The 22,749-nt window shown below is 57.3% G+C and carries 20 protein-coding genes; 14 read left to right on the top strand and 6 right to left on the bottom strand.

Features of this window, described 5'->3' with window-relative positions:
- Positions 1-53: 53 nt before the first annotated feature.
- Both AO242_RS02590 and gap read right to left on the bottom strand, forming a co-directional pair.
- Positions 54-572, bottom strand: a complete 519-nt coding sequence (locus tag AO242_RS02590) for an RNA polymerase sigma factor (RefSeq protein ID WP_099267565.1) — start codon at positions 570-572, stop codon at positions 54-56.
- A 304-nt stretch (positions 573-876) separates the two neighbouring features.
- Positions 877-1,878 (bottom strand): type I glyceraldehyde-3-phosphate dehydrogenase, encoded by a 1,002-nt coding sequence (gap, locus tag AO242_RS02595; protein ID WP_099267566.1) that lies wholly within the window; start codon positions 1,876-1,878, stop codon positions 877-879.
- Between the two features lie 219 nt (positions 1,879-2,097).
- Here gap and edd point away from each other — a divergent pair, with 219 nt between their 5' ends.
- The 10 genes from edd (at position 2,098) to AO242_RS02645 (ending at position 14,404) form a co-directional block, all read left to right on the top strand.
- Complete coding sequence (edd, locus tag AO242_RS02600; protein ID WP_099267567.1) at positions 2,098-3,924, top strand: phosphogluconate dehydratase; 1,827 nt, start codon at positions 2,098-2,100, stop codon at positions 3,922-3,924.
- A complete protein-coding gene (locus tag AO242_RS02605; RefSeq protein ID WP_099267568.1) occupies positions 3,921-4,898 on the top strand; it encodes a glucokinase in 978 nt (325 codons plus the stop codon). The genes edd and AO242_RS02605 overlap by 4 nt, the downstream gene beginning before the upstream one ends.
- A 207-nt stretch (positions 4,899-5,105) precedes the next feature.
- Entirely contained in the window at positions 5,106-5,843 is a 738-nt protein-coding gene (locus tag AO242_RS02610; RefSeq protein ID WP_027898728.1) for a response regulator, read from the top strand.
- A 60-nt stretch (positions 5,844-5,903) separates the two neighbouring features.
- Positions 5,904-7,310 carry an ATP-binding protein gene (locus AO242_RS02615; protein ID WP_099267695.1) on the top strand — a complete coding sequence of 469 codons (1,407 nt, stop codon included), beginning with the start codon at positions 5,904-5,906 and terminating at the stop codon, positions 7,308-7,310.
- Positions 7,311-7,583: 273 nt separating this feature from the next.
- Positions 7,584-8,870, top strand: coding sequence for an ABC transporter substrate-binding protein (locus AO242_RS02620; RefSeq protein WP_099267569.1), 1,287 nt, complete (start codon positions 7,584-7,586; stop codon positions 8,868-8,870).
- A 114-nt stretch (positions 8,871-8,984) separates the two neighbouring features.
- Positions 8,985-9,893 carry a carbohydrate ABC transporter permease gene (locus AO242_RS02625; protein ID WP_027898725.1) on the top strand — a complete coding sequence of 303 codons (909 nt, stop codon included), beginning with the start codon at positions 8,985-8,987 and terminating at the stop codon, positions 9,891-9,893.
- On the top strand, positions 9,886-10,731 hold the full coding sequence (locus AO242_RS02630) for a carbohydrate ABC transporter permease (protein ID WP_027898724.1): 846 nt from the start codon (positions 9,886-9,888) through the stop codon (positions 10,729-10,731). Before AO242_RS02625 ends, AO242_RS02630 begins: the two co-directional genes overlap by 8 nt.
- A gap of 2 nt (positions 10,732-10,733) precedes the next feature.
- On the top strand, positions 10,734-11,894 hold the full coding sequence (locus AO242_RS02635) for an ABC transporter ATP-binding protein (protein WP_099267570.1): 1,161 nt from the start codon (positions 10,734-10,736) through the stop codon (positions 11,892-11,894).
- 112 nt (positions 11,895-12,006) lie between these two features.
- A complete protein-coding gene (locus tag AO242_RS02640; RefSeq protein ID WP_027898722.1) occupies positions 12,007-13,362 on the top strand; it encodes a carbohydrate porin in 1,356 nt (451 codons plus the stop codon).
- A gap of 166 nt (positions 13,363-13,528) precedes the next feature.
- Positions 13,529-14,404: a D-hexose-6-phosphate mutarotase gene (locus AO242_RS02645; protein ID WP_099267696.1), complete on the top strand. Its 876-nt coding sequence runs from the start codon at positions 13,529-13,531 to the stop codon at positions 14,402-14,404.
- A gap of 135 nt (positions 14,405-14,539) precedes the next feature.
- Here AO242_RS02645 and AO242_RS02650 read toward each other — a convergent pair whose 3' ends face one another.
- The gene (locus AO242_RS02650; RefSeq protein WP_027901054.1) at positions 14,540-15,406 is read right to left on the bottom strand and encodes a MurR/RpiR family transcriptional regulator; all 867 of its coding nucleotides are present in this window, start codon (positions 15,404-15,406) and stop codon (positions 14,540-14,542) included.
- 218 nt (positions 15,407-15,624) lie between these two features.
- Here AO242_RS02650 and zwf point away from each other — a divergent pair, with 218 nt between their 5' ends.
- From zwf to AO242_RS02665, 3 genes are read left to right on the top strand one after another with little or no spacing between them, the layout of a single operon-like run.
- Positions 15,625-17,094, top strand: coding sequence for a glucose-6-phosphate dehydrogenase (gene zwf, locus AO242_RS02655; protein WP_027901053.1), 1,470 nt, complete (start codon positions 15,625-15,627; stop codon positions 17,092-17,094).
- The gene (gene pgl, locus AO242_RS02660; protein WP_099267571.1) at positions 17,081-17,794 is read left to right on the top strand and encodes a 6-phosphogluconolactonase; all 714 of its coding nucleotides are present in this window, start codon (positions 17,081-17,083) and stop codon (positions 17,792-17,794) included. The genes zwf and pgl overlap by 14 nt, the downstream gene beginning before the upstream one ends.
- A gap of 17 nt (positions 17,795-17,811) precedes the next feature.
- Positions 17,812-18,486, top strand: coding sequence for a bifunctional 4-hydroxy-2-oxoglutarate aldolase/2-dehydro-3-deoxy-phosphogluconate aldolase (locus AO242_RS02665; RefSeq protein ID WP_099267572.1), 675 nt, complete (start codon positions 17,812-17,814; stop codon positions 18,484-18,486).
- 112 nt (positions 18,487-18,598) lie between these two features.
- On the opposite strand, the gene AO242_RS02670 is transcribed toward AO242_RS02665, so the two are convergent.
- Together AO242_RS02670 and AO242_RS02675 are read right to left on the bottom strand one after the other, a co-directional pair.
- Entirely contained in the window at positions 18,599-19,777 is a 1,179-nt protein-coding gene (locus tag AO242_RS02670; protein ID WP_099267573.1) for an aminotransferase class V-fold PLP-dependent enzyme, read from the bottom strand.
- Positions 19,778-19,999: 222 nt separating this feature from the next.
- Positions 20,000-20,230: a DUF3820 family protein gene (locus AO242_RS02675; protein ID WP_099267574.1), complete on the bottom strand. Its 231-nt coding sequence runs from the start codon at positions 20,228-20,230 to the stop codon at positions 20,000-20,002.
- Between the two features lie 220 nt (positions 20,231-20,450).
- Here AO242_RS02675 and AO242_RS02680 point away from each other — a divergent pair, with 220 nt between their 5' ends.
- Complete coding sequence (locus AO242_RS02680; RefSeq protein ID WP_027901048.1) at positions 20,451-20,930, top strand: PA2169 family four-helix-bundle protein; 480 nt, start codon at positions 20,451-20,453, stop codon at positions 20,928-20,930.
- Positions 20,931-21,105: 175 nt separating this feature from the next.
- Here AO242_RS02680 and AO242_RS02685 read toward each other — a convergent pair whose 3' ends face one another.
- Positions 21,106-22,602 (bottom strand): sensor domain-containing diguanylate cyclase, encoded by a 1,497-nt coding sequence (locus AO242_RS02685; protein WP_099267575.1) that lies wholly within the window; start codon positions 22,600-22,602, stop codon positions 21,106-21,108.
- Positions 22,603-22,749: the final 147 nt, after the last annotated feature.

The following is a 22,749-nucleotide window of genomic DNA, read 5'->3' on the forward strand; positions in this document are numbered from 1 at the left end:
TATTCTTGTGTGTCGTCGGCCGATGCCGGATTTGCCGCAGACTGCTGGAACGCTCAAGGGTGGTCAAGCCTTGTTGCAACCGCCACACAGATCGCCATGATCAATTTCAGCTCTTTCTGCACGGTGCTTGCGGACACGCCGAGTTGCTCAGAGATTTCCACATAACTGAGACCCCGGAGGCGGCTCAGGCTGAAAATATGCTGTTGGCGAGGTGTCAGGGTCGCGATGCTTTTACTGAGCACTTCGACCATTCGCCTGGCGTGCATCGCATCTTCCAGCGACGTCGTCGAGGCGCTGACGTTTTCCATGTCGGCGGTCGTTGTGTCCTCGGCCAACAAGCGTTCCCGCACGCGCCGGGCGCGCAAATGGTCCAGCGCGAGGTTGCGGGCGGTCTGAAAAATGAATGGCTCAAGGTGCTCGATAGCGCGATTGCTCAACGCGCCAGTCACGCGCAGATAGGTTTCCTGAAGCAGGTCTTCTGCGGTGCTGTGATTGCTGACAATCCGCTGCAGGGTGCGCAGCAGAATAGGTCTGTGAGAGACGAATACTTCGTTTAAACGCGATTGACTCACCGGGGGAGTACTCGACCGAGAAAAGCAGCGGATGATAATGCTTCTCATCCGCTTGTTCGGTCAAGGGGTGTTCGATGTTGTTGTCTGTAGGAAAGGTGCGGTGTGATGGACCTGTAGGAGATCGCCCTTTGTCCCTGACGTAGCGCTATCGCGCAGTAAGCACCGGACCTGTAGGAGTGAGCTTGCTCGCGATTCGGTCTGTCAGTCGATGTATATATCGGCTGTGCTGATGCTATCGCGAGCAAGCTCACTCCTACAGAAATGCATTCCAATTCAGGAATGATGATTCCTCAAACTGAAAGTTTTACTCCGCGTTATGCAGCGCCAGGCAGTTGTCCAGCATACGGTTGGAGAACGCCCATTCGTTGTCGTACCACGCCAGGACTTTCAGCAACTTGCCGCTGACCTTGGTGTGACTGGCATCGAAAATCGACGACAACGGGTTGTGGTTGAAATCGTGAGAAACCAGCGGCAGCGTGTTGTAACCCAGCACCTTGGAATGCTGGCTGGCTTCTTTCATCAACGCATTGACGTCGGCAGCGGTGGTGTCCCGCGTTAATTGCACGGTCAGGTCTACCAGTGACACATTGATCACCGGAACGCGAACGGCCATGCCCGTCAGTTTGCCCGCCAGCTCCGGCAGTACCAGGCCTACCGCCTCGGCAGCACCGGTCTTGCTCGGGATCATCGACTGAGTGGCTGAACGCGCGCGGTACGGATCGGTGTGATAGACATCGATCAGATTCTGATCGTTGGTGTAAGCGTGGATAGTGGTCATCAGGCCGCTTTCGATGCCCAGTTCACGGTGCAGCACTTGCGCCACCGGAGCCAGGCAGTTGGTCGTGCAGGATGCGCTGGAAATGATTTGATGCGATTTACGCAGCGTGTCGTGGTTAACGCCATAGACGATGGTCGCGTCGGCACCTTGAGCCGGGGCCGAGATAATCACCTTGCGAGCACCGGCAGTCAGGTGTGCAGCGGCTTTGTCGCGGCTGGTGAACAGACCGGTGCATTCGAACACCACGTCAATGTCTTGTGCCTTCCACGGCAGTTCGGCAGGGTTGCGAATGGCGCTGACCGCAATACGGTCACCATTGACCGTCAGGCTCTCGCTGTCACACTCGACCGTGCCGGAAAAAGGCCCGTGAACCGTGTCGAAACGCAGCAGGTGAGCGTTCATCTCACTGTCGCCCAAATCATTGATGGCGACGACCTGCAGGTCCTGGCGGTAGCCTTGGGTATACAGTGCGCGTAGGACGTTGCGGCCGATGCGGCCAAAACCATTGATTGCGATACGAAGAGTCATACAGCCGTCCTTTCTGAATTTGTTGTTGGAATTACAAGATTATTCGCATAGAAATAGAAAACAAGCCTTTTTAGTGGCAATATTTTGTTTTATCTACAACGAGAAGCCTGTAAGGCCAAAACAGTTGATCGAGATCAAGCTTTTACAGATAAGGCCTGTGCCTCGAAATCTGCAAGGTCTGAAACGGGTGACCACATACGTTAGCCTGGAGTTCAGCACATGCATCCCCGCATCCTTGAAGTAACCGAGCGGCTGATAGCCCGTAGTCACGAAACCCGGCAGCGCTATCTGCAACTGATTCGAGGCGCCGCCAGCGACGGCCCGATGCGCGGCAAGCTGCAGTGCGCCAACTTTGCTCATGGCGTTGCAGCCTGTGGTCCTGAAGACAAAAACACGCTACGCATGATGAACGCCGCTAACGTTGCCATCGTGTCCTCCTACAATGACATGCTCTCGGCGCATCAGCCGTACGAGCACTTCCCGAATCAGATCAAACAGGCTTTACGTGACATTGGTTCGGTCGGTCAGTTTGCCGGTGGCGTACCGGCCATGTGTGACGGTGTGACCCAGGGCGAGCCTGGCATGGAGATTGGTATCGCGAGCCGTGAAGTCATTGCCATGTCCACCGCCGTAGCGTTGTCCCACAACATGTTCGACGCCGCCTTGATGCTGGGTGTCTGCGACAAGATCGTGCCGGGCCTGATGATGGGCGCGTTGCGTTTTGGCCACTTGCCGATGATTTTCATTCCGGGCGGGCCGATGGTTTCCGGTATTTCCAACAAGGAAAAAGCCGACGTCCGTCAACGCTATGCCGAAGGCAAGGCTACCCGTGAAGAGTTGCTGGACTCCGAGATGAAGTCCTATCACGGCCCGGGCACCTGCACCTTCTACGGCACCGCCAACACCAACCAATTGCTGATGGAAGTCATGGGCCTGCATTTGCCTGGCTCGTCATTCATCAATCCGTACACCCCGTTGCGTGATGCGCTGACCGTCGAGGCCGCACAGCAAGTGACGCGCATGACCATGCAAAGCGGCAACTTCATGCCCATCGGCGAAATCGTCGACGAGCGTTCGCTGGTCAACTCGATTGTCGCGTTGCACGCCACGGGCGGTTCCACCAATCACACCCTGCACATGCCTGCCATTGCTCAAGCCGCAGGTATTCAACTGACCTGGCAGGACATGGCCGACTTGTCCGAAGTCGTACCGACTCTGACCCACGTCTATCCGAACGGCAAAGCCGATATCAACCACTTCCAGGCCGCGGGCGGCATGTCGTTCCTGATTCGTGAGTTGCTGGAAGCCGGTCTGCTTCATGAAGACGTCAACACGGTGCTGGGTCGCGGCCTGAGCCGATATACCCAAGAGCCATTCCTGGAAGACGGCAAGTTGGTATGGCGCGAAGGCCCGATCGAAAGCCTCGATGAAAATATCCTGCGCCCTGTCGCCAAAGCGTTCTCCCCTGAGGGCGGTCTGCGGGTGATGGAAGGCAATCTGGGGCGCGGCGTGATGAAGGTTTCGGCCGTCGCCCTCGAGCATCAAATTGTTCAGGCCCCGGCCAAGGTCTTCCATGATCAGCAGGATCTGGCGGATGCGTTCAAGGCTGGCGAACTGGAATGTGATTTCGTGGCAGTCATGCGCTTTCAGGGGCCGCGCTCCAACGGCATGCCCGAGTTACACAAAATGACACCATTTCTTGGCGTCCTCCAGGACCGTGGTTTCAAGGTAGCTCTGGTCACGGACGGACGCATGTCCGGCGCCTCGGGCAAGATCCCGGCTGCCATTCACGTCTGCCCTGAAGCCTACAGTGGTGGCCCTTTGGCACTTGTGCAGGATGGCGATATTATCCGTGTGGATGGCGTAAAAGGGACCTTGCAAGTTTTGGTCGAACCGGCAGAATTGGCCGCCAGAGAACCCGCTGTGGGTCATCTGGACAATGCGGTCGGCTGCGGTCGCGAACTGTTCGGTTTCATGCGCATGGCCTTCAGCTCCGCCGAGCAGGGCGCCAGCGCCTTTACCTCGAGTCTGGAGACGCTTAAGTGAAGTTGGCCCTGGTCGGTGATATTGGCGGTACCAATGCACGTTTTGCCATTTGGGAAGACGACAAGCTGCATTCGATCCGGGTATTCCCGACCATCGACTACGCCAGTCCGGAGAAGGCCGTTGAGGTCTATCTTCAGGATCTGGAGCTGCAACGGGGTGACGTCGGCTCGGTCTGTCTGGCGGTTGCCGGGCCTGTGGACGGCGACGAATTCGAGTTCACCAACAGCCACTGGAAACTCAGCAAGTCGGCGTTTTCCGCGAAGCTGAAAATTGATGATCTGCTGTTGATCAACGACTTCAGCGCCATGGCGCTGGGCATGACGCGTCTGGCTGACGATGAATACCTGACGGTCTGTCACGGCATCAGCGAGCCGGACCGTCCGCGTGTCGTAGTGGGACCCGGAACGGGTCTTGGTGTCGGCACCTTGCTCAGTGTTGGCGTCAATCACTGGATGGCCTTGCCGGGCGAGGGGGGTCATACCGACTTGCCTATCGGCAATGCGCGCGAAGCCATGTTGTGGATGCGGCTGATGGCTGAACATGAACATGTCAGTGCGGAAACCGTACTCAGTGGCGCAGGTCTTCTGGGGTTGTACCAGGTCAGTTGCGCGCTGGATGACATCGAGCCGGTGCTCAAGTCTCCGGCGGCTATTACCTCGGCAGCCGTCGCTGGCGATCCGGTTGCGGCGGCGGTACTGGAGCAATTCTGTGTCTTCCTCGGGCGCGTGGCAGGCAACAATGTGCTCACCGTCGGCGGTCGCGGCGGGGTATATATCGTCGGCGGCGTGGTGCCGCGCTTTATAGAATTCTTCATGAACAGCGGTTTCAAGCGCGCTTTCGCCGAGAAGGGCGTGATGAGCGATTACTTCAAGGGCATCCCGGTTTGGCTGGTGACTGCCGAGTACCCAGGTCTGATGGGCGCCGGTGTGGCGCTGCAACAAGCATTTGGTGAAGGGCGCGCGGTAGAACTGTAAAGCTGCACGGGGGACGATGAAACCTGTAGGACCGGCTTTAGCCGGGAGGGCGATGTATCTGATCGAGCAGAAGTACCGGATGCAATGGCCCTCTCCCGGCTAAAGCCGGTCCTACGGGTAGAGGGGCCGATTCCGCGGGTAGCCAAGTGCGTTGTTTCAAGATCCACCCCTAACAATAACGATCCATAGCAACGAAGGACGATCCCAGTGAGTTCAGTCAGTAAATCGATCCTGCTGGTCGATGACGACCAGGAGATTCGTGAGTTGCTGCAAACCTACCTGAGCCGCTCCGGTTTTCAGGTACGTGCCGTCGGCGATGGTGCGGGCTTTCGTCAGGCGTTCAATGACGAGCCCGGCGACCTGCTGATTCTCGACGTGATGCTGCCTGACGAAGACGGCTTCAGCCTCTGCCGTTGGGTGCGTCAACATGTTCGCCATCCTCATGTGCCCATCATCATGCTTACCGCCAGTTCCGATGAAGCAGACCGCGTCATCGGTCTGGAACTGGGCGCGGATGATTACCTCGGCAAACCCTTCAGCCCACGAGAGCTGGTTGCGCGTATCAAAGCCCTGTTGCGCCGTGCGCAGTTCGGACAAGAGCGCGTCGGCGGTGACGTGCTGACCTTCGATGAGTGGCGGCTGGACATGGTCAGCCACCGGCTGTTCCACAGCGACGGTGAGGAAGTGATCCTGTCCGGTGCCGACTTTGCGCTGCTCAAGCTGTTCCTCGATAACCCGCAACAGATCCTCGATCGCGACACCATCGGCAACGCCACCCGTGGCCGCGAACTGATGCCGCTGGAGCGTATTGTCGACATGGCGGTCAGTCGTCTGCGTCAGCGCCTGCGTGATACCGGCAAGTCGCCGCGCCTGATCCGGACCGTACGCGGCAGTGGTTATCTGTTGGCTGCCAATGTGATGTGCCAAGCCAGCAGTGGTTACTGAGTGTTGATCTACGAAGCGCCAAAACGCTCGTTGCCGCTGCCGCGTTCCCTCCTCGGGCGCATGTTGCTACTGACCCTGCTCGCGGTGTTGCTGGCTCAGGCGTTATCCAGTGTGATCTGGCTGTCGCAACTGCGTGCCACGCAAATGGAAGGTCTGGTCACCAGTGCGCGCAGTCTTGCGCACTCCATGGCCGCCAGCGTCAGTTACTTCCGTTCCTTGCCGTTGGCGTATCGCCCGTTGGTGCTCGACCAACTGCGCAGTATGGGCGGCACGCGCTTTGTCGTGTCCCTTAACGATCGCCCGCTGGACATGAAAGTGCTGGATGCCACGCCACGCAAACAGGCGGTGCTGACCGCCGTCGACGAGGTGCTGCGTCAGCATCTGGGTAATGATCCGGCCATCGCAGTATGGTTCGTGCGGCCTGAAGACTTGCGCATCTTCAACAGCGGTCTGACCCTCGATGAGCTGCCGCGCTCCTGGGCGCACTACGCACTCACTCTGGAGCCAGTGAACCCGCCCGTGCTGGTGACGCAGATCGAGCTGGCAGCGGGGGAGTGGTTGTACATCGCGTCGCTGCTGCCCGAGCCCTACACCACCCTTGAAGAGCAGGACCTGCCGCTGCAGCAGGTCTGGTTCATCCTGCTCACCAGCGGTTTTCTGTTGTTGTTCATTGGGCTGTTGGTGCATTGGCAGAGTCGGCCGCTCAAGCGTCTGGCGCTGGCTGCGCGGGACATGTCCCTGGGAGCGGACGTCGAGCCGGATGTCGAAGGGGGCGCCAGTGAGGTGGTGGAAGTCAGCAGGGCGTTCAGCGCCATGCGCACTCGCATCAGCCGTTATCTGACCGAGCGTGGTCAATTGTTCAGCGCTATCTCCCATGACTTGCGCACACCGATCACCCGTTTGCGCCTGCGCGTCGAGCTGCTTGAAGACGAGGCCCTGCAAGCCAAATTCACCCGCGATCTTGATGAGCTGGAGTTGTTGGTCAAAGGCGCGCTGCAATGCGTCAAGGACACTGACATTCACGAAAACATCGAGGCGGTGGACCTTAACCACGTGCTCGATTGCCTGGTTGAGCCTTACCTGGCGCCTCATGGGAATGGCAACGCCACGCAGGAGGGCAAGGCGCTTGGGCCTTACCCCGGCAAACCGCTGGCCCTCAAGCGCTGCATCGGCAACCTGATCGACAACGCTCTCAAATACGGCACCAAAGCTCACCTCAAGATCGAGGACAACCTCCAGGCCTTCGTCCTGCACGTGGACGATGAAGGGCCGGGCGTACCCGAGCAACGCCTTGAACGGGTTTTCGAACCGCACTTCCGGTTGGCGGGCAATCAGCAGCAAGGTTACGGCCTTGGTCTGGGCATCGCCCGTAACATCGCCCACAGCCACGGCGGCGAAGTCAGCCTGCAGAATTTGCGCGGTGGTGGATTGCGCGTGACGTTGTATTTGCCGCGTACGGTGGAGTGATCCCGAAAATTCTAGTAACCCCCTGTAGGACCGGCTTTAGCCGGGAGGGCGTCAGGATATTTGCTAAACCTCTTTCGTCAGAAATACTGCCCTCCCGGCTGAAGCCGGTCCTACGGAATGGCGCGAGTGGCAGATTTTCACCCAGCTCTCGAATGTAACCATCCTGTGACCATCGCGCGTCCCTTCGTTACTGTTCTTTCAAAACCCTTGGTTAGACTCCATGCAGCGCAAGCACAGACTTGCTCATGCATAACAACAAGAAAGGTTAAATCGATGAATTCAATCTCCCGCCTCGCAGCTGTCATCTCTGTTGCCTCGTTGTTCCCTCTGAGTGCTATTGCCGCTGATTCGAAGGGCACCGTGGAAGTCGTCCACTGGTGGACTTCCGGTGGTGAAAAAGCAGCTGTGGATGTGCTCAGGGCTCAGGTCGAGAAAGACGGCTTCACATGGAAGGACGGCGCAGTCGCCGGTGGCGGTGGCGCTACGGCGATGACGGTGCTCAAGAGCCGTGCCGTAGCAGGTAATCCGCCTGGTGTTGCGCAGATCAAAGGTCCTGATATTCAGGAGTGGGCGTCTACTGGCTTGCTGGACACCGATGTTCTCAAGGACGTCGCCAAAGAAGAGAAGTGGGACAGCCTGCTCGACAAGAAAGTCTCCGACACCGTCAAGTACGACGGCGATTATGTGGCCGTGCCGGTCAACATTCACCGCGTCAACTGGCTGTGGATCAACCCGGAAGTCTTCAAGAAAGCCGGTATTGAGAAAAACCCTACAACCCTCGAAGAATTCTACGCCGCTGGCGACAAGCTGAAAAAAGCCGGCTTCATCCCGCTGGCACACGGTGGCCAACCGTGGCAGGACAGCACCGTATTTGAAGCCGTCGTGCTGTCGGTGATGGGTGCGGATGGCTACAAGAAAGCACTGGTTGATCTGGATAACAGCGCGCTGACCGGGCCTGAAATGGTCAAGGCCCTGACCGAGCTGAAGAAAGTCGCAACTTATATGGACGTTGACGGCAAAGGTCAGGACTGGAACCTGGAAGCAGGCAAGGTCATCAACGGCAAAGCCGGTATGCAGATCATGGGTGACTGGGCCAAGAGCGAGTGGACCGCGGCCAAGAAAGTCGCCGGCAAAGACTACGAGTGCGTAGCGTTCCCAGGTACCGAAAAAGCCTTCACCTACAACATCGACTCACTGGCCGTCTTCAAGCAGAAAGACGCCGGTACGGCGGCTGGTCAGCAGGACATCGCCAAAGTCGTGCTGGGTGAAAACTTCCAGAAAGTCTTCAGTATCAACAAAGGCTCGATCCCGGTTCGTAACGACATGCTCAGCGACATGGGCAAGTACGGTTTTGATTCCTGCGCACAAACCGCTGCCAAGGACTTCCTGACTGACGCCAAAACCGGCGGTCTGCAACCAAGCATGGCGCACAACATGGCGACCACGTTGGCTGTGCAGGGCGCGTTCTTTGATGTCATCACCAACTACATCAATGACCCGAAAGCTGACCCGGCCGATGCTGCGAAGAAACTCGGTTCTGCTGTCAAGGCAGCCAAGTAATTCGTTTGCGCAGGCGCTAAAACCACCCCAGTCGCAGTCCGTGCTCATGACATCGTATTCCGGTGTCGGGCACGCCTGCGGACTGGAAATGATTTGTTCAATGTGAGTGATTCGATGAGCTCTGTCGCTGCCCTCAGCAAAGCCTCGCCGCTTGATGCGCTGCAACGCTGGCTGCCCAAGTTGGTGCTGGCGCCGAGCATGTTCATCGTGCTGGTCGGTTTTTACGGTTACATCCTCTGGACGTTCGTCCTGTCGTTCACAACCTCGACTTTTTTGCCCAGCTACAAGTGGGCCGGTCTGTCGCAATACGTGCGCCTGTACGAGAGCGACCGCTGGTGGGTGGCGAGCAAGAACCTCATGGTCTTCGGTGGCATGTTCATCGCGATCAGCCTGGCAATCGGCGTGCTGCTGGCGGTGTTTCTTGATCAGCGCATTCGTCGTGAAGGCTTTATCCGCACCATTTATCTGTACCCGATGGCGCTGTCGATGATCGTGACCGGCACCGCCTGGAAGTGGTTGCTCAACCCGGGCATGGGCCTGGACAAAATGCTCCGGGACTGGGGCTGGGAAGGCTTCCGCCTGGACTGGCTGGTAGACCCGGATCGCGTCGTGTACTGCCTGGTGATCGCTGCTGTGTGGCAGTCGTCGGGGTTCATCATGGCGATGTTTCTCGCGGGGCTGCGTGGCGTTGATCAGTCGATCATCCGTGCCGCACAAATCGACGGCGCTAGCATGCCGAAAATCTACTGGAAAGTGGTGCTCCCAAGCCTGCGCCCGGTGTTCTTCAGTTCGGTGATGATCCTCGCCCACATCGCAATCAAGAGCTTCGATCTGGTGGCGGCGATGACGGCTGGCGGACCGGGTTATTCCTCGGACTTGCCCGCGATGTTCATGTATTCGTTCACCTTCAGCCGTGGCCAGATGGGCATGGGTTCGGCCAGTGCGATTCTGATGCTTGGCGCGATTCTGGCGATTCTGGTGCCGTACCTGTATTCCGAGCTGAGGACCAAGCGCAATGACTAGTCATGTCGGCAAACCCGCCCTCAGCTTCGGTCGTATCGCTATTTATGCGGTGTTGATCCTCGCTTGTTTCCTGTATCTCGTACCCCTGGTGGTCATGTTGCTCACCAGTTTCAAAACACCTGAAGACATCGGCACCGGCAACCTGCTGAGCTGGCCGACCGTGGTCACCGGGATTGGCTGGATCAAGGCCTGGGGGACGCTGGATGGCTACTTCTGGAACTCGATCAAGATCACCGTGCCCGCCGTTCTGATTTCCACGGCCATCGGTGCGCTTAACGGTTACGTGCTGTCGATGTGGCGTTTTCGCGGTTCGCAGCTGTTCTTTGGTCTGTTGCTGTTTGGCTGCTTCCTGCCGTTTCAAACGGTCTTGCTGCCAGCGTCCTTCACGCTGGGCAAGATGGGACTGGCCAGCACTACAACCGGTCTAGTGTTCGTCCACGTGGTTTACGGTCTGGCGTTTACCACGCTGTTCTTCCGTAACTACTACGTGAGCATCCCGGATGCGCTGGTCAAGGCTGCACGACTGGATGGTGCTGGCTTCTTCACGATCTTCGGCAAGATCATTCTCCCGATGTCGACGCCGATCATCATGGTCTGCCTGATCTGGCAGTTCACCCAGATCTGGAACGACTTCCTCTTCGGCGTGGTGTTCTCCAGTGGTGATTCGCAGCCTATTACCGTGGCGCTGAACAACCTGGTCAACACCAGCACCGGTGCCAAGGAATACAACGTTGATATGGCGGCCGCGATGATCGCCGGGCTGCCGACTCTGCTGGTCTACATCGTCGCCGGCAAGTATTTCGTGCGTGGGCTAACGGCCGGCGCAGTCAAGGGGTAAACATGGCAACGCTCGAATTACGTAATGTAAACAAGACCTACGGCGCGGGCCTTCCGGACACGCTGAAGAACATCGAACTGCAGATCAAGGATGGCGAATTTCTGATCCTGGTCGGTCCGTCCGGCTGTGGTAAATCGACCCTGATGAACTGCATCGCTGGGCTGGAAAACATCAGTGCCGGGTCGATCCTGATCGACGACGCCGATGTCAGCGGCATGAGCCCCAAGGATCGCGACATCGCCATGGTGTTTCAGTCCTACGCGCTGTACCCGACCATGAGCGTGCGCGAAAACATCGAGTTCGGCCTGAAGATTCGCAAGATGAGCGCGGCGGCCATCGACGAAGAAGTCACTCGTGTGGCCAAGCTGCTGCAGATCGAGCATCTGCTCAATCGCAAACCGGGGCAGTTGTCCGGCGGGCAGCAGCAGCGTGTTGCGATGGGCCGGGCGTTGGCGCGGCGGCCGAAGATTTACCTGTTCGACGAGCCGCTCTCCAACCTTGACGCCAAGCTGCGGGTCGAGATGCGTACCGAAATGAAGCTGATGCACCAACGCCTGAAAACCACCACCGTTTACGTGACCCACGATCAGATCGAAGCGATGACCCTGGGCGACAAAGTGGCGGTCATGAAGGACGGCATCATTCAGCAGTTCGGCACGCCCAAGCAGATTTACAACGATCCGGCCAACCTGTTTGTGGCGAGCTTCATAGGTTCGCCGCCGATGAACTTCATTCCTCTGCGCCTGCAACGCAAGGAAGGGCGCCTGATCGCATTGCTTGATAGCGGTCAGGCGCGCTGTGAATTGCCATTGGGTATGACCGATGCCGGTCTGGAAGACCGCGAAGTGATCCTGGGTCTGCGCCCTGAGCAGATCGTGCTCGCGCCTTCGGAGGCCAATGGTTTGCCGACCATTCGCGCTGAAGTTCAGGTCACCGAGCCGACGGGTCCGGACACCTTGGTATTCGTCACTCTTAATCAAAGCAAGGTCTGCTGCCGCCTGGCACCGGACGTCGCGCCACAGGTGGGCGAAAGCCTGACGCTGCAATTCGACCCCGCCAAGGTGCTGCTTTTTGATGCCGCGACCGGCGAGCGCCTTGGGGTGCTTGCCAGCCAGCCGGTTGTCGAGCGTGCGGGGAATGTCACCCAGATCAACCGTAACTGACCGGGCACTGCTGGCCGGGCGCTCACTGCCATAAGCGCGTCCAGCCAGCGAACACGAAGTAGTCGATGTCAATGCCGTAGAAGCTAATAACAATAAAATGAGGATCCAAGGGATGAAGAAGCTACGTAATAAATCGCTAAATCACTTCCAGCGTATCGGTGGTTTGTCCGTATTGAGTGCGCTGGTTTTCTCCAGTGCGGCCTACGCCATCGAGCCCTACAACCCCAACGGGCATATGACCGGAGACTGGGGTGGTTTGCGCAAAGAGCTGTATGACAAGGGTTATGATTTCTCGCTCGAATACGTTGGTGAGATGGGGTCCAACGTTCACGGCGGTTACAACACAGACAAAACGGCACGCTACAGCGATCAGTTCGCCCTCGGCGTCAACATTGACCTGCAGAAGGCTTTCGGCTGGAACGATGCCGAGTTCAAGCTGGCAATCACCGAACGTAGCGGCAAGAACATCTCCAATGACCGTCTCGGCGATCCACGTGTCGGCACCCTGAGTTCCTCTCAGGAAGTCTGGGGTCGTGGTCAGACCTGGCGCCTGACGCAAATGTGGGTCAAACAGAAATTTCTCGACGGCAAGCTCGACATCAAAGCCGGCCGCATGGGCGAGGGTGAGGACTTCGGCAGCTTCCCTTGCGACTTCCAGAACTTGACGTTCTGCGGTACCCAGGCTGCGAACTACGTGGACACCTGGTACAACTGGCCCGTCAGCCAGTGGGCTCTGCGTGTGAAGTACAACATCACACCTGAGGTGTACGCGCAGATTGGTGTTTACGAGCAGAACCCGTCTTATCTGGAAACCGGTAATGGCTTCAAGCTGAGTGGCAGCGGTTCCAAAGGCACGCTGGTGCCAGTTGAAGTGGTGTGGTCGCCGACCGTCAATTCGCTGCCTGGCGAATATCGTCTGGGCTACTACTTCAGCAGCCCGAGCGCCGACGACCGTTATGAGGACGTCAATGGCCAGCCTCAGGGTCTGACCGGCGCGGCATTCAAGTCGCGTAACGAAAAGACTGGCTGGTGGGTTGTGGCACAACAACAGGTCAGTACCTTCGGTGGCGATCCGTCCCGCGGCCTGAGTCTGTTTGCCAACGCCACCGTGCATGACAAGGACACCAACTTCGTCGACAACTTCCTGCAAGTCGGCATGGTCTTCAAAGGACCTTTCGATGCGCGTCCGAAAGATGACATCGGTATTGGTGTTTCGCGTATCCACGTCAACGATAACGTCTCTGATCGTGCCCGCCAGATCAATGCCGTCAACGGTGTCGATGATTACGACAACCCGGCTTACCTGCCTATCCAGAAGAGCGAGTACAACTCCGAGATCTACTACGGTGTGCACGTAACTGACTGGCTGACCGTTCGTCCCAACCTGCAGTACATCAAACACCCGGGTGGTGTTGATCAGGTTGATGACGCACTGGTTGCGGGTATCAAGCTGCAGACCAAGTTCTAAACGCTCAAGGGTCGTGTGTGCTTTACGGGCAGCCTGGCTGCCCGTTTTTTTGAGTGATGGAACGCCATTTTCTGTAGGAGCTGCCGAAGGCTGCGATCGCGGTGTGTCAGATCTACCGCATCGCAGCCTTCGGCAGCTCCTACACATGCAGGTGATTCAAAAAGCAATGACCACCAAACACCCACAAACATCCGAACACCCCCTACAGCGATTCTTCACATCCCGACGTACCCGGCCGACTTTTGAGTGGGAGCGTCATCAGCACCGCGATGTGCTGCTGATCAATCATCCGCTGTGCCAGGCCGCCTTCAGTCGTCAGGGGGCTCAACTGCTGCATTTCCAGCCCACGGGGCAGAAACCCTGGCTCTGGTGTGCGTCGCGCTGGCCGCAGGTGGGCGCGATTCGCGGTGGAGTGCCAGTGTGTTGGCCCTGGCATGGAAAGCACCCGAATGAACCCGGCTGGCCTGCGCATGGCTGGGGGCGATTGGTGGACTGGAAGCTGATCGACAGCCACGAGAGCGAGTCCGGCGTCAGCCTGCACTGGCGTTTGCAGCTGTGTGACTGGCAGGCTGACTTGTATGCCGAACTGGGGCAGGGCATGAACCTGCGGCTCAGCACCTGTCATGAAGACAGCGAGCCTTGCCAGTTTGGCCACGCTTTGCATGCCTACTGGCGCATCAGCGATGTGGAGGATATTGCGTTGCAGGGGCTGGAAGGCGCTCAGGGCTACGATCAGTTGAATCGACGGGTGTGTCGGCAGGAAGGCGAGCTACGCGTTGCTGGCGGCTGTCAGCGGGTGTTTGAACACACCGGGGCGCTGCAACTGGAAGATCAAACCTGGCAGCGCCGCCTGGGGATCAACAGTCGTGATAACGCCAACACAGTCGTATGGCATCCCGGTAACAGGCCGCTGCTAGGCGTGGCGGGCAATGAGGCATCCGGTTTTGTCTGCGTCGAAGCGGCGTCAGGCGGCGATGAAAGCCTGAGCCTGGCACCGGGTGAGCAGGTCGAGCAGAGCTTGCAGGCGTGTTTGCTGCATTGAAGTCAAACACAGGAGCCAACATGCAGCTACTGGATTGAAATGCGTTTTCTGTAGGAGCTGCCGAAGGCTGCGAAGCATTTATCCTGATACGCCGCGATCGCAGCCTTCGGCAGCTCCTACAGAAAGCTTTAAGCGCTACCCCTGATCCTCAACCGGATACCGGCTGTCATTCAAGCTTTCCTTGATCTTGCGCAGGTGCGGCTGGAAGTCCACGCCGCGGCGAAGGGTCATGCCGGTAGCCAGCACATCGAGCACGGTGAGCTGGATGATCCGCGAGGTCATCGGCATGTAGATATCGGTGTCTTCCGGCAGCGGGATATTCAGACTCACTGTGCTGGCCTGCGCCAGCGGCGAGCCGGCAGCGGTCAGGCCCAGCACTGAAGCGCCATTGGCCCGGGCAATACGTGCCACTTCCACCAGTTCCCGCGTACGGCCTGTGTAGGAAATGATCACGAACAATTCACCGGTGTGTGCCACCGAGGCAATCATGCGCTGCATGAGCACGTCGGCGTGAGCGGTCACCGCCAGATTGAAACGGAAGAATTTGTGCTGGGCATCCAGCGCCACAGGTGCCGAGGCACCCAGCCCGAAGAAGTGGATCTGCCGCGCCTGAATCAACATGTCCACAGACTTGCTGATCAGCGCCGGATCCAGTTGCTGGACTGCACTGTCCAGCGAGGCAATCGCGCTGCCGAAGATCTTCTTGGTGTAAGCCTCGGGATCATCGTCGGCTTCCACTGCACGACTGACGTACGCGGCACCGCTGGCCAGACTTTGTGCCAACTGCAATTTGAGCTCTGGATAACCGCTGACTGCAAATGAGCGGCAGAATCGATTGACGGTCGGCTCGCTGACTTTTGCAGCCTGAGCCAATGCCGCGATACTGAAGCGAGTTGCTTGTTGTGGGTTAAGAAGAATCGCTTCAGCTACCTTGCGCTCCGCTTTGTTGAGCTCTTCGAGGCGGCTCTGGATCTGCTCCAGAAGATTTCTTGAGTGGTCCATTCAAAGTCCTAATCAGGCAGTTTTGCTCAGGTTTTTTTGAGGGCAGGCACATAGGGCCTTTAGCCTGTAGCAAAGGTGGCCTATCGTACTCAGGGCCTGTGTTGATCACCACTGGAATATGCTTCTAGATGGAATGTTGTGGTTATTACTACATATGGCCTTGAGTAACGCCTTTAAAAAAGGTATTTGTAGCTTAACTTGATAAAAGAACCAACATTATGCTCTCGATTACGGTTGAACCGTGCACTTTTGCCTTGTTTGGCGCCTTGGGCGACCTGGCAGTGCGCAAACTGTTCCCGGCGCTTTATCAGCTCGACCGCGCTGGATTGCTGCACGCTGACACGCGAATTCTTGCGTTGGCGCGTGAGTCTGGCGACGCACAGCAGCATTTGGCACACATCGAAGATTCATTACGCCGCTTTGTTCCCGAAGCACAGCTTGAAACTGAACACGTGGAGCGTTTCCAGGCGCGTCTGAGTTACCTGCACGTCGACTTTCTCAAGGCCGAGGATTACGTCGCGCTGGCGGAGCGTGTGGGCGATGCGGAAACCCTGATTGCCTACTTCGCCACGCCGGCTTCGGTATACGGCGCGATCTGTGAAAACCTGGCATCGGTTAACCTGACCGAGCGCACCCGTGCCGTGCTGGAAAAGCCCATCGGCCACGACCTCGCCTCGTCGCGTCGTGTCAACGATGCCGTGGCGCAGTTCCTGCCGGAAACCCGCGTCTACCGCATCGACCATTATCTGGGCAAGGACACCGTTCAGAACCTGATCGCCTTGCGTTTCGCCAACAGCCTGTTTGAAACCCAGTGGAACCAGAATCACATCTCCCACGTTGAAATCACTGTGGCGGAGAAGGTGGGTATCGAAGGCCGTTGGGGGTATTTCGATCAGGCCGGGCAACTGCGCGACATGATCCAGAACCACTTGCTGCAATTGCTGTGTCTGATCGCCATGGACCCGCCGAGTGATCTGTCCGCCGACAGTATTCGTGACGAGAAGGTCAAGGTGCTCAAGGCCCTCGCACCGTTCACGCCGGAGCGCCTCGCCACTCAAGTGGTTCGCGGTCAGTACACCGCGGGTTACAGCGAAGGCAAGGCTGTGCCGGGTTATCTGGAAGAAGAGAATTCCAACACCCAGAGCGACACCGAAACCTTCGTTGCCCTGCGTGCCGATATCCGTAACTGGCGTTGGTCAGGTACACCGTTCTATTTGCGTACCGGCAAGCGTATGCCGCAAAAACTGTCGCAGATCGTGATCCATTTCAAAGAGCCGCCGCACTACATCTTCGCCCCTGAGCAACGTATGCAGATCAGCAATCGCCTGATCATTCGCCTACAGCCGGACGAAGGCATTTCTTTGCAGGTCATGACCAAGGATCAGGGCCTGGACAAAGGCATGCAGCTGCGCAGCGGCCCGTTGCAACTGAATTTTTCCGACACTTACCGCAGCGCGCGCGTGCCTGATGCGTACGAACGTTTGTTGCTGGAAGTCATGCGCGGCAATCAGAACCTGTTTGTTCGCAAAGATGAAATTGAGTACGCCTGGCAATGGTGCGATCAGTTGATCGCCGGCTGGAAAAAGGCGGGCGATGCGCCCAAGCCTTACCCCGCCGGAACGTGGGGGCCGATGAGCTCCATTGCCCTGATTACTCGTGATGGGAGATCGTGGTATGGCGATATGTGAACTTGAATTTCCGCAGGGCCTCGTGGCCCGTGAATTCGATAATCCGCAGCTGCTGGCCGAGACGCTGGCAGCCAATGTAGCCGAACAGCTCAGCGCTGCAATCAACGCCAAGGGCGTCGCGACGCTGGTGGTCTCCGGTGGCCGTAGCCCGGTGGCGTTTTTCCAGAGCCTGGCGCAGCAGCCGCTGGACTGGTCGAAAGTGGTTATCAGCCTGGCTGATGAGCGCTGGGTGCCCGTTGAGCATGCCGACAGCAATGCCGGGCTGCTGCAGCGTTTCCTGTTGCAAGGTCCTGCGGCCAAGGCGCGCTTCTTCGGTCTATACACCGTCGCGCCGAGCCTTGAAGAGGCCGCCGACGCGGCTGATCAGGCGCTGGCCGAACTGCCACCGATTGACGTGCTGATTCTGGGCATGGGCGATGACGGTCATACCGCGTCGCTGTTCCCGAACAGTCCGAACCTGAGCGAAGCGTTGCAACTGGACAGTACTCGTCGTTGCTTGCCGATGCTGGCGCCAGCTGTTCCGCATCAACGCCTGACCATGACCCGTCAACTGCTGGCTTCGGCGCGCCTGCCGATTCTGTCGGTTTCCGGCCAGGCCAAACTCGACACCCTGCGGGCCGCATTGGCGGGCGATGACCTCGCTGAAATGCCAATACGCGCCTTTCTTGACTCTTCACTTGAGATTTACTGGTGCCCATAACAAAAGGATCCGCCGCCATGAACACCGTCGATACCACTCAGCCGCTGAACAGCATGGCGAACAAGATCAAGCAGATTGACGACCTCTGCGCCAAGGCAAAGATTTTGCCTGTCATCACCATCCTGCGTGACGAAGACGTCCTGCCGCTGGCGGATGCTTTGGCCGCCGGTGGCATGACGGCGCTGGAAGTTACCTTGCGTTCGGCGTTTGGCCTGAGCGCAATCCGCATTCTTCGTGAGCAGCGCCCTGAGCTTTGCGTTGGCGCTGGCACCATTCTCGACCGGCACATGCTGGCCGACGCCGAGGCAGCCGGTTCACAATTCATCGTCACGCCAGGCAGTACGCAAGATTTGCTGCAAGCCGCGCTCGACAGCCCGCTGCCGCTGTTGCCCGGCATCAGCAGTGCGTCGGAAATCATGATCGGCTACGCGATGGGCTACCGTCGTTTCAAGCTGTTCCCGGCAGAAATCAGCGGCGGCGTTGCGGCGATCAAAGCCCTTGGCGGCCCGTTCAATGAAGTGCGTTTCTGCCCAACCGGCGGCGTCAACGCCGACAACCTCAAGAGCTACATGGCGCAGCCTAACGTCATGTGCGTCGGCGGTACTTGGATGATCGACAACGCGTGGGTCAAGAATGGCGACTGGGGCCGTATCCAGGAAGCCACCGCGCAGGCGATGGCGTTGTTCGATTAACACCAGTCCGTAGGACCGGCTTCAGCCGGGAGGACGTCAGTGCATTCGCTGAATTTGTTTCGTCAGAAATGCCGCCCTCCCGGCTGAAGCCGGTCCTACGAATGGATCGATATTACTGGTCAAGCTTTTGCAGCGCCTCCACCAACAACCCCATATCCGCCGCTGAGGTACTGAACCCCGGCGTAATCCGGATACAAGGCCCGCACGCTGCGCCCTCACGGGCGACGGTGAACAGGTTGTAGTCCTCCAGCAAGCGCTTAACCATTTTCTGCTGATCTGCCTGACGGGTGAAGCGCAGCGCGGTGATCCCGCAATACAGCCGCGGATCGTCCGGGGTCAGAATCTCGATATGGTCCAGCCCTCTGGACGGCTTTACCCACAAGTCGCGCAAGTAGTTCAGGCGTGCGCCTTTACTGGCCGAGCCACCCATCGCCGCATGCTCTTCGAACACTTTGGGCAAAGTCATCCAGGCCGGAATATTCGGTGTGCCATAAGGCACCAGCGACAGAATGTTATCGGGGGAGTAGCGGGTGTCGCCCATGTCCGGGTCGATGGCTGAAATCCTCTCCCGCGCTACATAGATAACCCCAAGGCTCAACGGCGCGCCAATCCACTTCTGCAGGTTGTAGCCCGCGAACGCCACGCCCAGCTCGTCGAGTTTGAAATCCAGTTGGCCCAGTGCGTGGGCACCATCAAGGATGATATCCACGCCGTGCTCTTTCGCCAGACCGGCAATGGCCTGGACCGGCATCACGAGTCCTGTGCGGTGAGTGACATGGGTCAGCGCCATCAGCTTGAGCCGTGGATACTGCTCGAAGGCTTGCTGATAGCTGTTCAACAGGCTTTCGTAGGTAACGGGGTGGACGTGGGAAATCTCGATGACTTCGACGCCACGGCTTTTGGCCAGCCAGCGCATGGCAGACTGCACGCTGATGTAATCCAGATCACAGATCAGCACCTGATCGCCAGGTTGCAGCTGGTTGTAGTTGCGGATCAGCGACTGTAACGATTCGGATGCGCAGCGGGTGATTGCGATTTCTTCTGCGCTGACTTGTAGCAGTTGCGCCAGTTCGGCGTGGATCATGCCGCTGTCATGGGTATCGAATTGGCGACGCACATACACCGAGTTGCTACGGTTCACATAATCAATATTGCGACGATAGTCTTCCATGACTTCACGTGTCATGCGCCCGAAGTAGCCGTTCTCCAGATTGATCGGCCCTGGCTCAACGTCGTAGCGCCCGGCGATGTCCTGCCAGAACTGTTCATCCCTTGCCTGTTGCTCGAGCATTGCGTCCCCTCTTGTCAAAACAATCTAACCATCTCTATGAATTGCTGACGAACTATGGAAGCGGTGCTTGGTGATGCGTAATCCCGTAGGACCGGCTTTAGCCGGGAGGGCGTCGGCAACATTTGCCAAACCTTCTTCGCCAGAAATACCGCTCTCCCGGCTAAAGCCGGTCCTACGGAATTGCAGGCGACCAAAGAATCTCTCACGTGATCCGGCTGCCAGTCAGTCCAGCTTCTTCCGCGGCCCCTTGCGTAGCGGTTCCAGCAGCTCCGACAGGCCGTTATGGTCAATCTCCTGCATTAACGCCAACAGGCTGCCCAGTTCGCCCTTGGGAAAGCCCTCCCGCGCAAACCAATTCAGGTATTGGCCCGGCAAGTCGGCCAGCAGGCGGCCTTTGTATTTGCCAAACGGCATTTCGCGGGTGACCAGCAGCAAAAGTTTTTCCGGATCCATGAGCTTCGCGTTACCTGATTTCAAAACACCCTGACGATACGTGCATTCTGCATGCAGGCCAAAGGACAGTTCATGCAGAAATCACGACTCATCTGTATGGCGTTTAATATAAGTCATTGATTTTAAAGATTTAAGTTTATTCAAAAAAGCTGGCATGCCCCCTGCAATTACCTAAGCATGCAAATCATTTTGTATAAACCTGCCCATAAGGAACTTGAAAATGACTGACATCAATAAAGAATCGATCTCCCTTCTGAACGACCTGATCGAAACCAGCAAAGATGGCGAAAAGGGTTTTCAGACCAGCGCAGAAGATATCAAAAACCCTGCGATCAAGGCTTACTTCCTGAGCCGTTCTGCAGAAATCAAAACTTCGGTCGCTGAACTGCAGGCTGAAGTACGTTCACTGGGCGGCGATCCAGAAACCTCTTCCAGCGTAAGTGGCACCCTGCACCGCGCATGGGTTGACCTGAAGTCGGTATTGACCGGCAAAGACGACAAAGCAATCCTGGAAGAAGTAGAGCGCGGCGAAGACGTAGCGCTGAAGGCTTACAAAGAAGCCCGTCAGAAAGCGGTTGAGAAAAATCTGCCAGCTTCCGTTACCTCGTTGATCGACAAGCAACTAGTTGGCGTGCAAGCTAACCACGATAAAGTCCGTGACCTGCGTAATGCTGCTCGTGCCGAGAAAGCTGCACACTAAGACTTGATTTTCTAAAAAACGCCAGCCAGTCTGGCGTTTTTTTATGGCTGTAATTCAGCGATATTTTTGGCCTCCCTCGGGACAGGCAGGAGCGAATTTATTCGCGAAGAGGCCAACGTTATCGCTGGATAATCAACTGACTGAACCCTGCCTTCGTCTCAACATCCCCTAAAACCTAAGTCGGCTCAACTCTGTTGCGCCCGTTGCTCTTGGCAACATACAGCGCCTTGTCGGCAGTGTTGAACAGCGTATCAACAGGGGCGCCAGCATTCGCCTCGGTACAGGCGATGCCAATGCTGACGGTAATTGGCTGGTTATCCCCCGCATAAGGGGCAATGTCCTGTACGGCTTGCCTGATGATCTCTGCGATGGCTCTGGCACCTTCCATATCGGTTTCACCCAGCACCACGACAAACTCTTCGCCGCCATACCGGGCCACAAAATCACCCGGTCTTCTGATGTGGTTGGCGATGGTCGTCGCTACGTTGCGTAGCGCTTCATCTCCGCCATGATGGCCGTGGCGATCATTGAAGGCTTTGAAGTGATCAACATCTATCACCAGCAGCGAAACGGGTTTGCCTGATCGTATGCTGCGCATCCATTCGCTTTTAATCACTTCATCGAGCCTGCGCCGGTTGGCCAGCCCGGTCAGCGCATCGGTTGATGCACGGGCTCGGAGCTCTTCTTCGGCCTGATGCCGCAGGCCTAGTTCACGGCGCAGCAGCAGGCTCAGCCACAAGATACCCAGACACAATACGGTGGTAGCGATGCCCACCAATAGCACATTGCGATGCCAGAGGGCGTAGACCTCTTTGACGGACTGGCCTACTACAACAATCAGCGGCAAATCGCCGACATGGGAAAACGTGTATAGGCGCTCTTTGCCGTCGATGGATGACGTACCAGAAAAACTGCCATTACCTTCTTCAATAATCCGTTTGAAATTTGGGGTGCTGGCAAAGCTGGTGCCGATAAGGTCCTTGCCGGAGATTTCTGGATGACGGGCGAGCAGAACGCCGTCAGTGTTAAGTAGCGTGATGTTGCTGTCCGGACCAATGTCCAGCGTGCGAAACAACTGCTTGAAATACACCAGGCGCATCGCCGCACTGGCGATGCCTTGAAAAGAGCCGTCCTCGCCCGATATCCGCCGACTGAAGCTGATGCACCAGTCCTTGAACCCGCCGCGGGACTTGAAGGGCGCACCCACCAGCATCTCGTTTGACGGGTTACGCCTGAGCTCCTGGAAGTGCGCGCGATCAGCAAGATTGACAGTTCGGGGCGTCACTGATGTGGAGTCGGCGAGAATACGCCCGTCCTTGTCTATCAACAGCAGGTCGCCTTTGTAGCGTGCAGCGGTGGAGCGATCAAACAGGACCAGGTGACGCAGATTCGGCGCAATGTTTTGCAGTTCGGGCATTTGCCATGCGCTGATCATGCCCTGCAACGAGGTGTCGTAAAGCTCAGCATTACGCAATACATCGGCATCAATCAGGCTCACGATATTGGAAGAAGCCCGCGCTGCAGCTTCATTTGCGTCCCGTCGTTCACGGATCAATAACGAGACAACAATGATCGCAATGGCGGCGATTGCCAGCACACTGCCGCACACCAGGAAAATCTCTGGCCGAGTCCATTTTTTATTCGGTGCCTGCATGGCGTGATGAGCAATCATTGCGCGGAGTGAACCCGGTAAATAATAAATATCCCTCAACGCTTTGTTTTAAAAGCGTTTTAAGGGATTGATATATTGATAGTGGTTGTCGACCCGCTATTTATAACCCATACAGGACGCGTTGAAACAGCAGTGATTTATTATGTT

It is taken from the genome of Pseudomonas sp. ICMP 561, from assembly GCF_002699985.1.
Taxonomy (GTDB): Bacteria; Pseudomonadota; Gammaproteobacteria; order Pseudomonadales; family Pseudomonadaceae; genus Aquipseudomonas; species Aquipseudomonas quasicaspiana.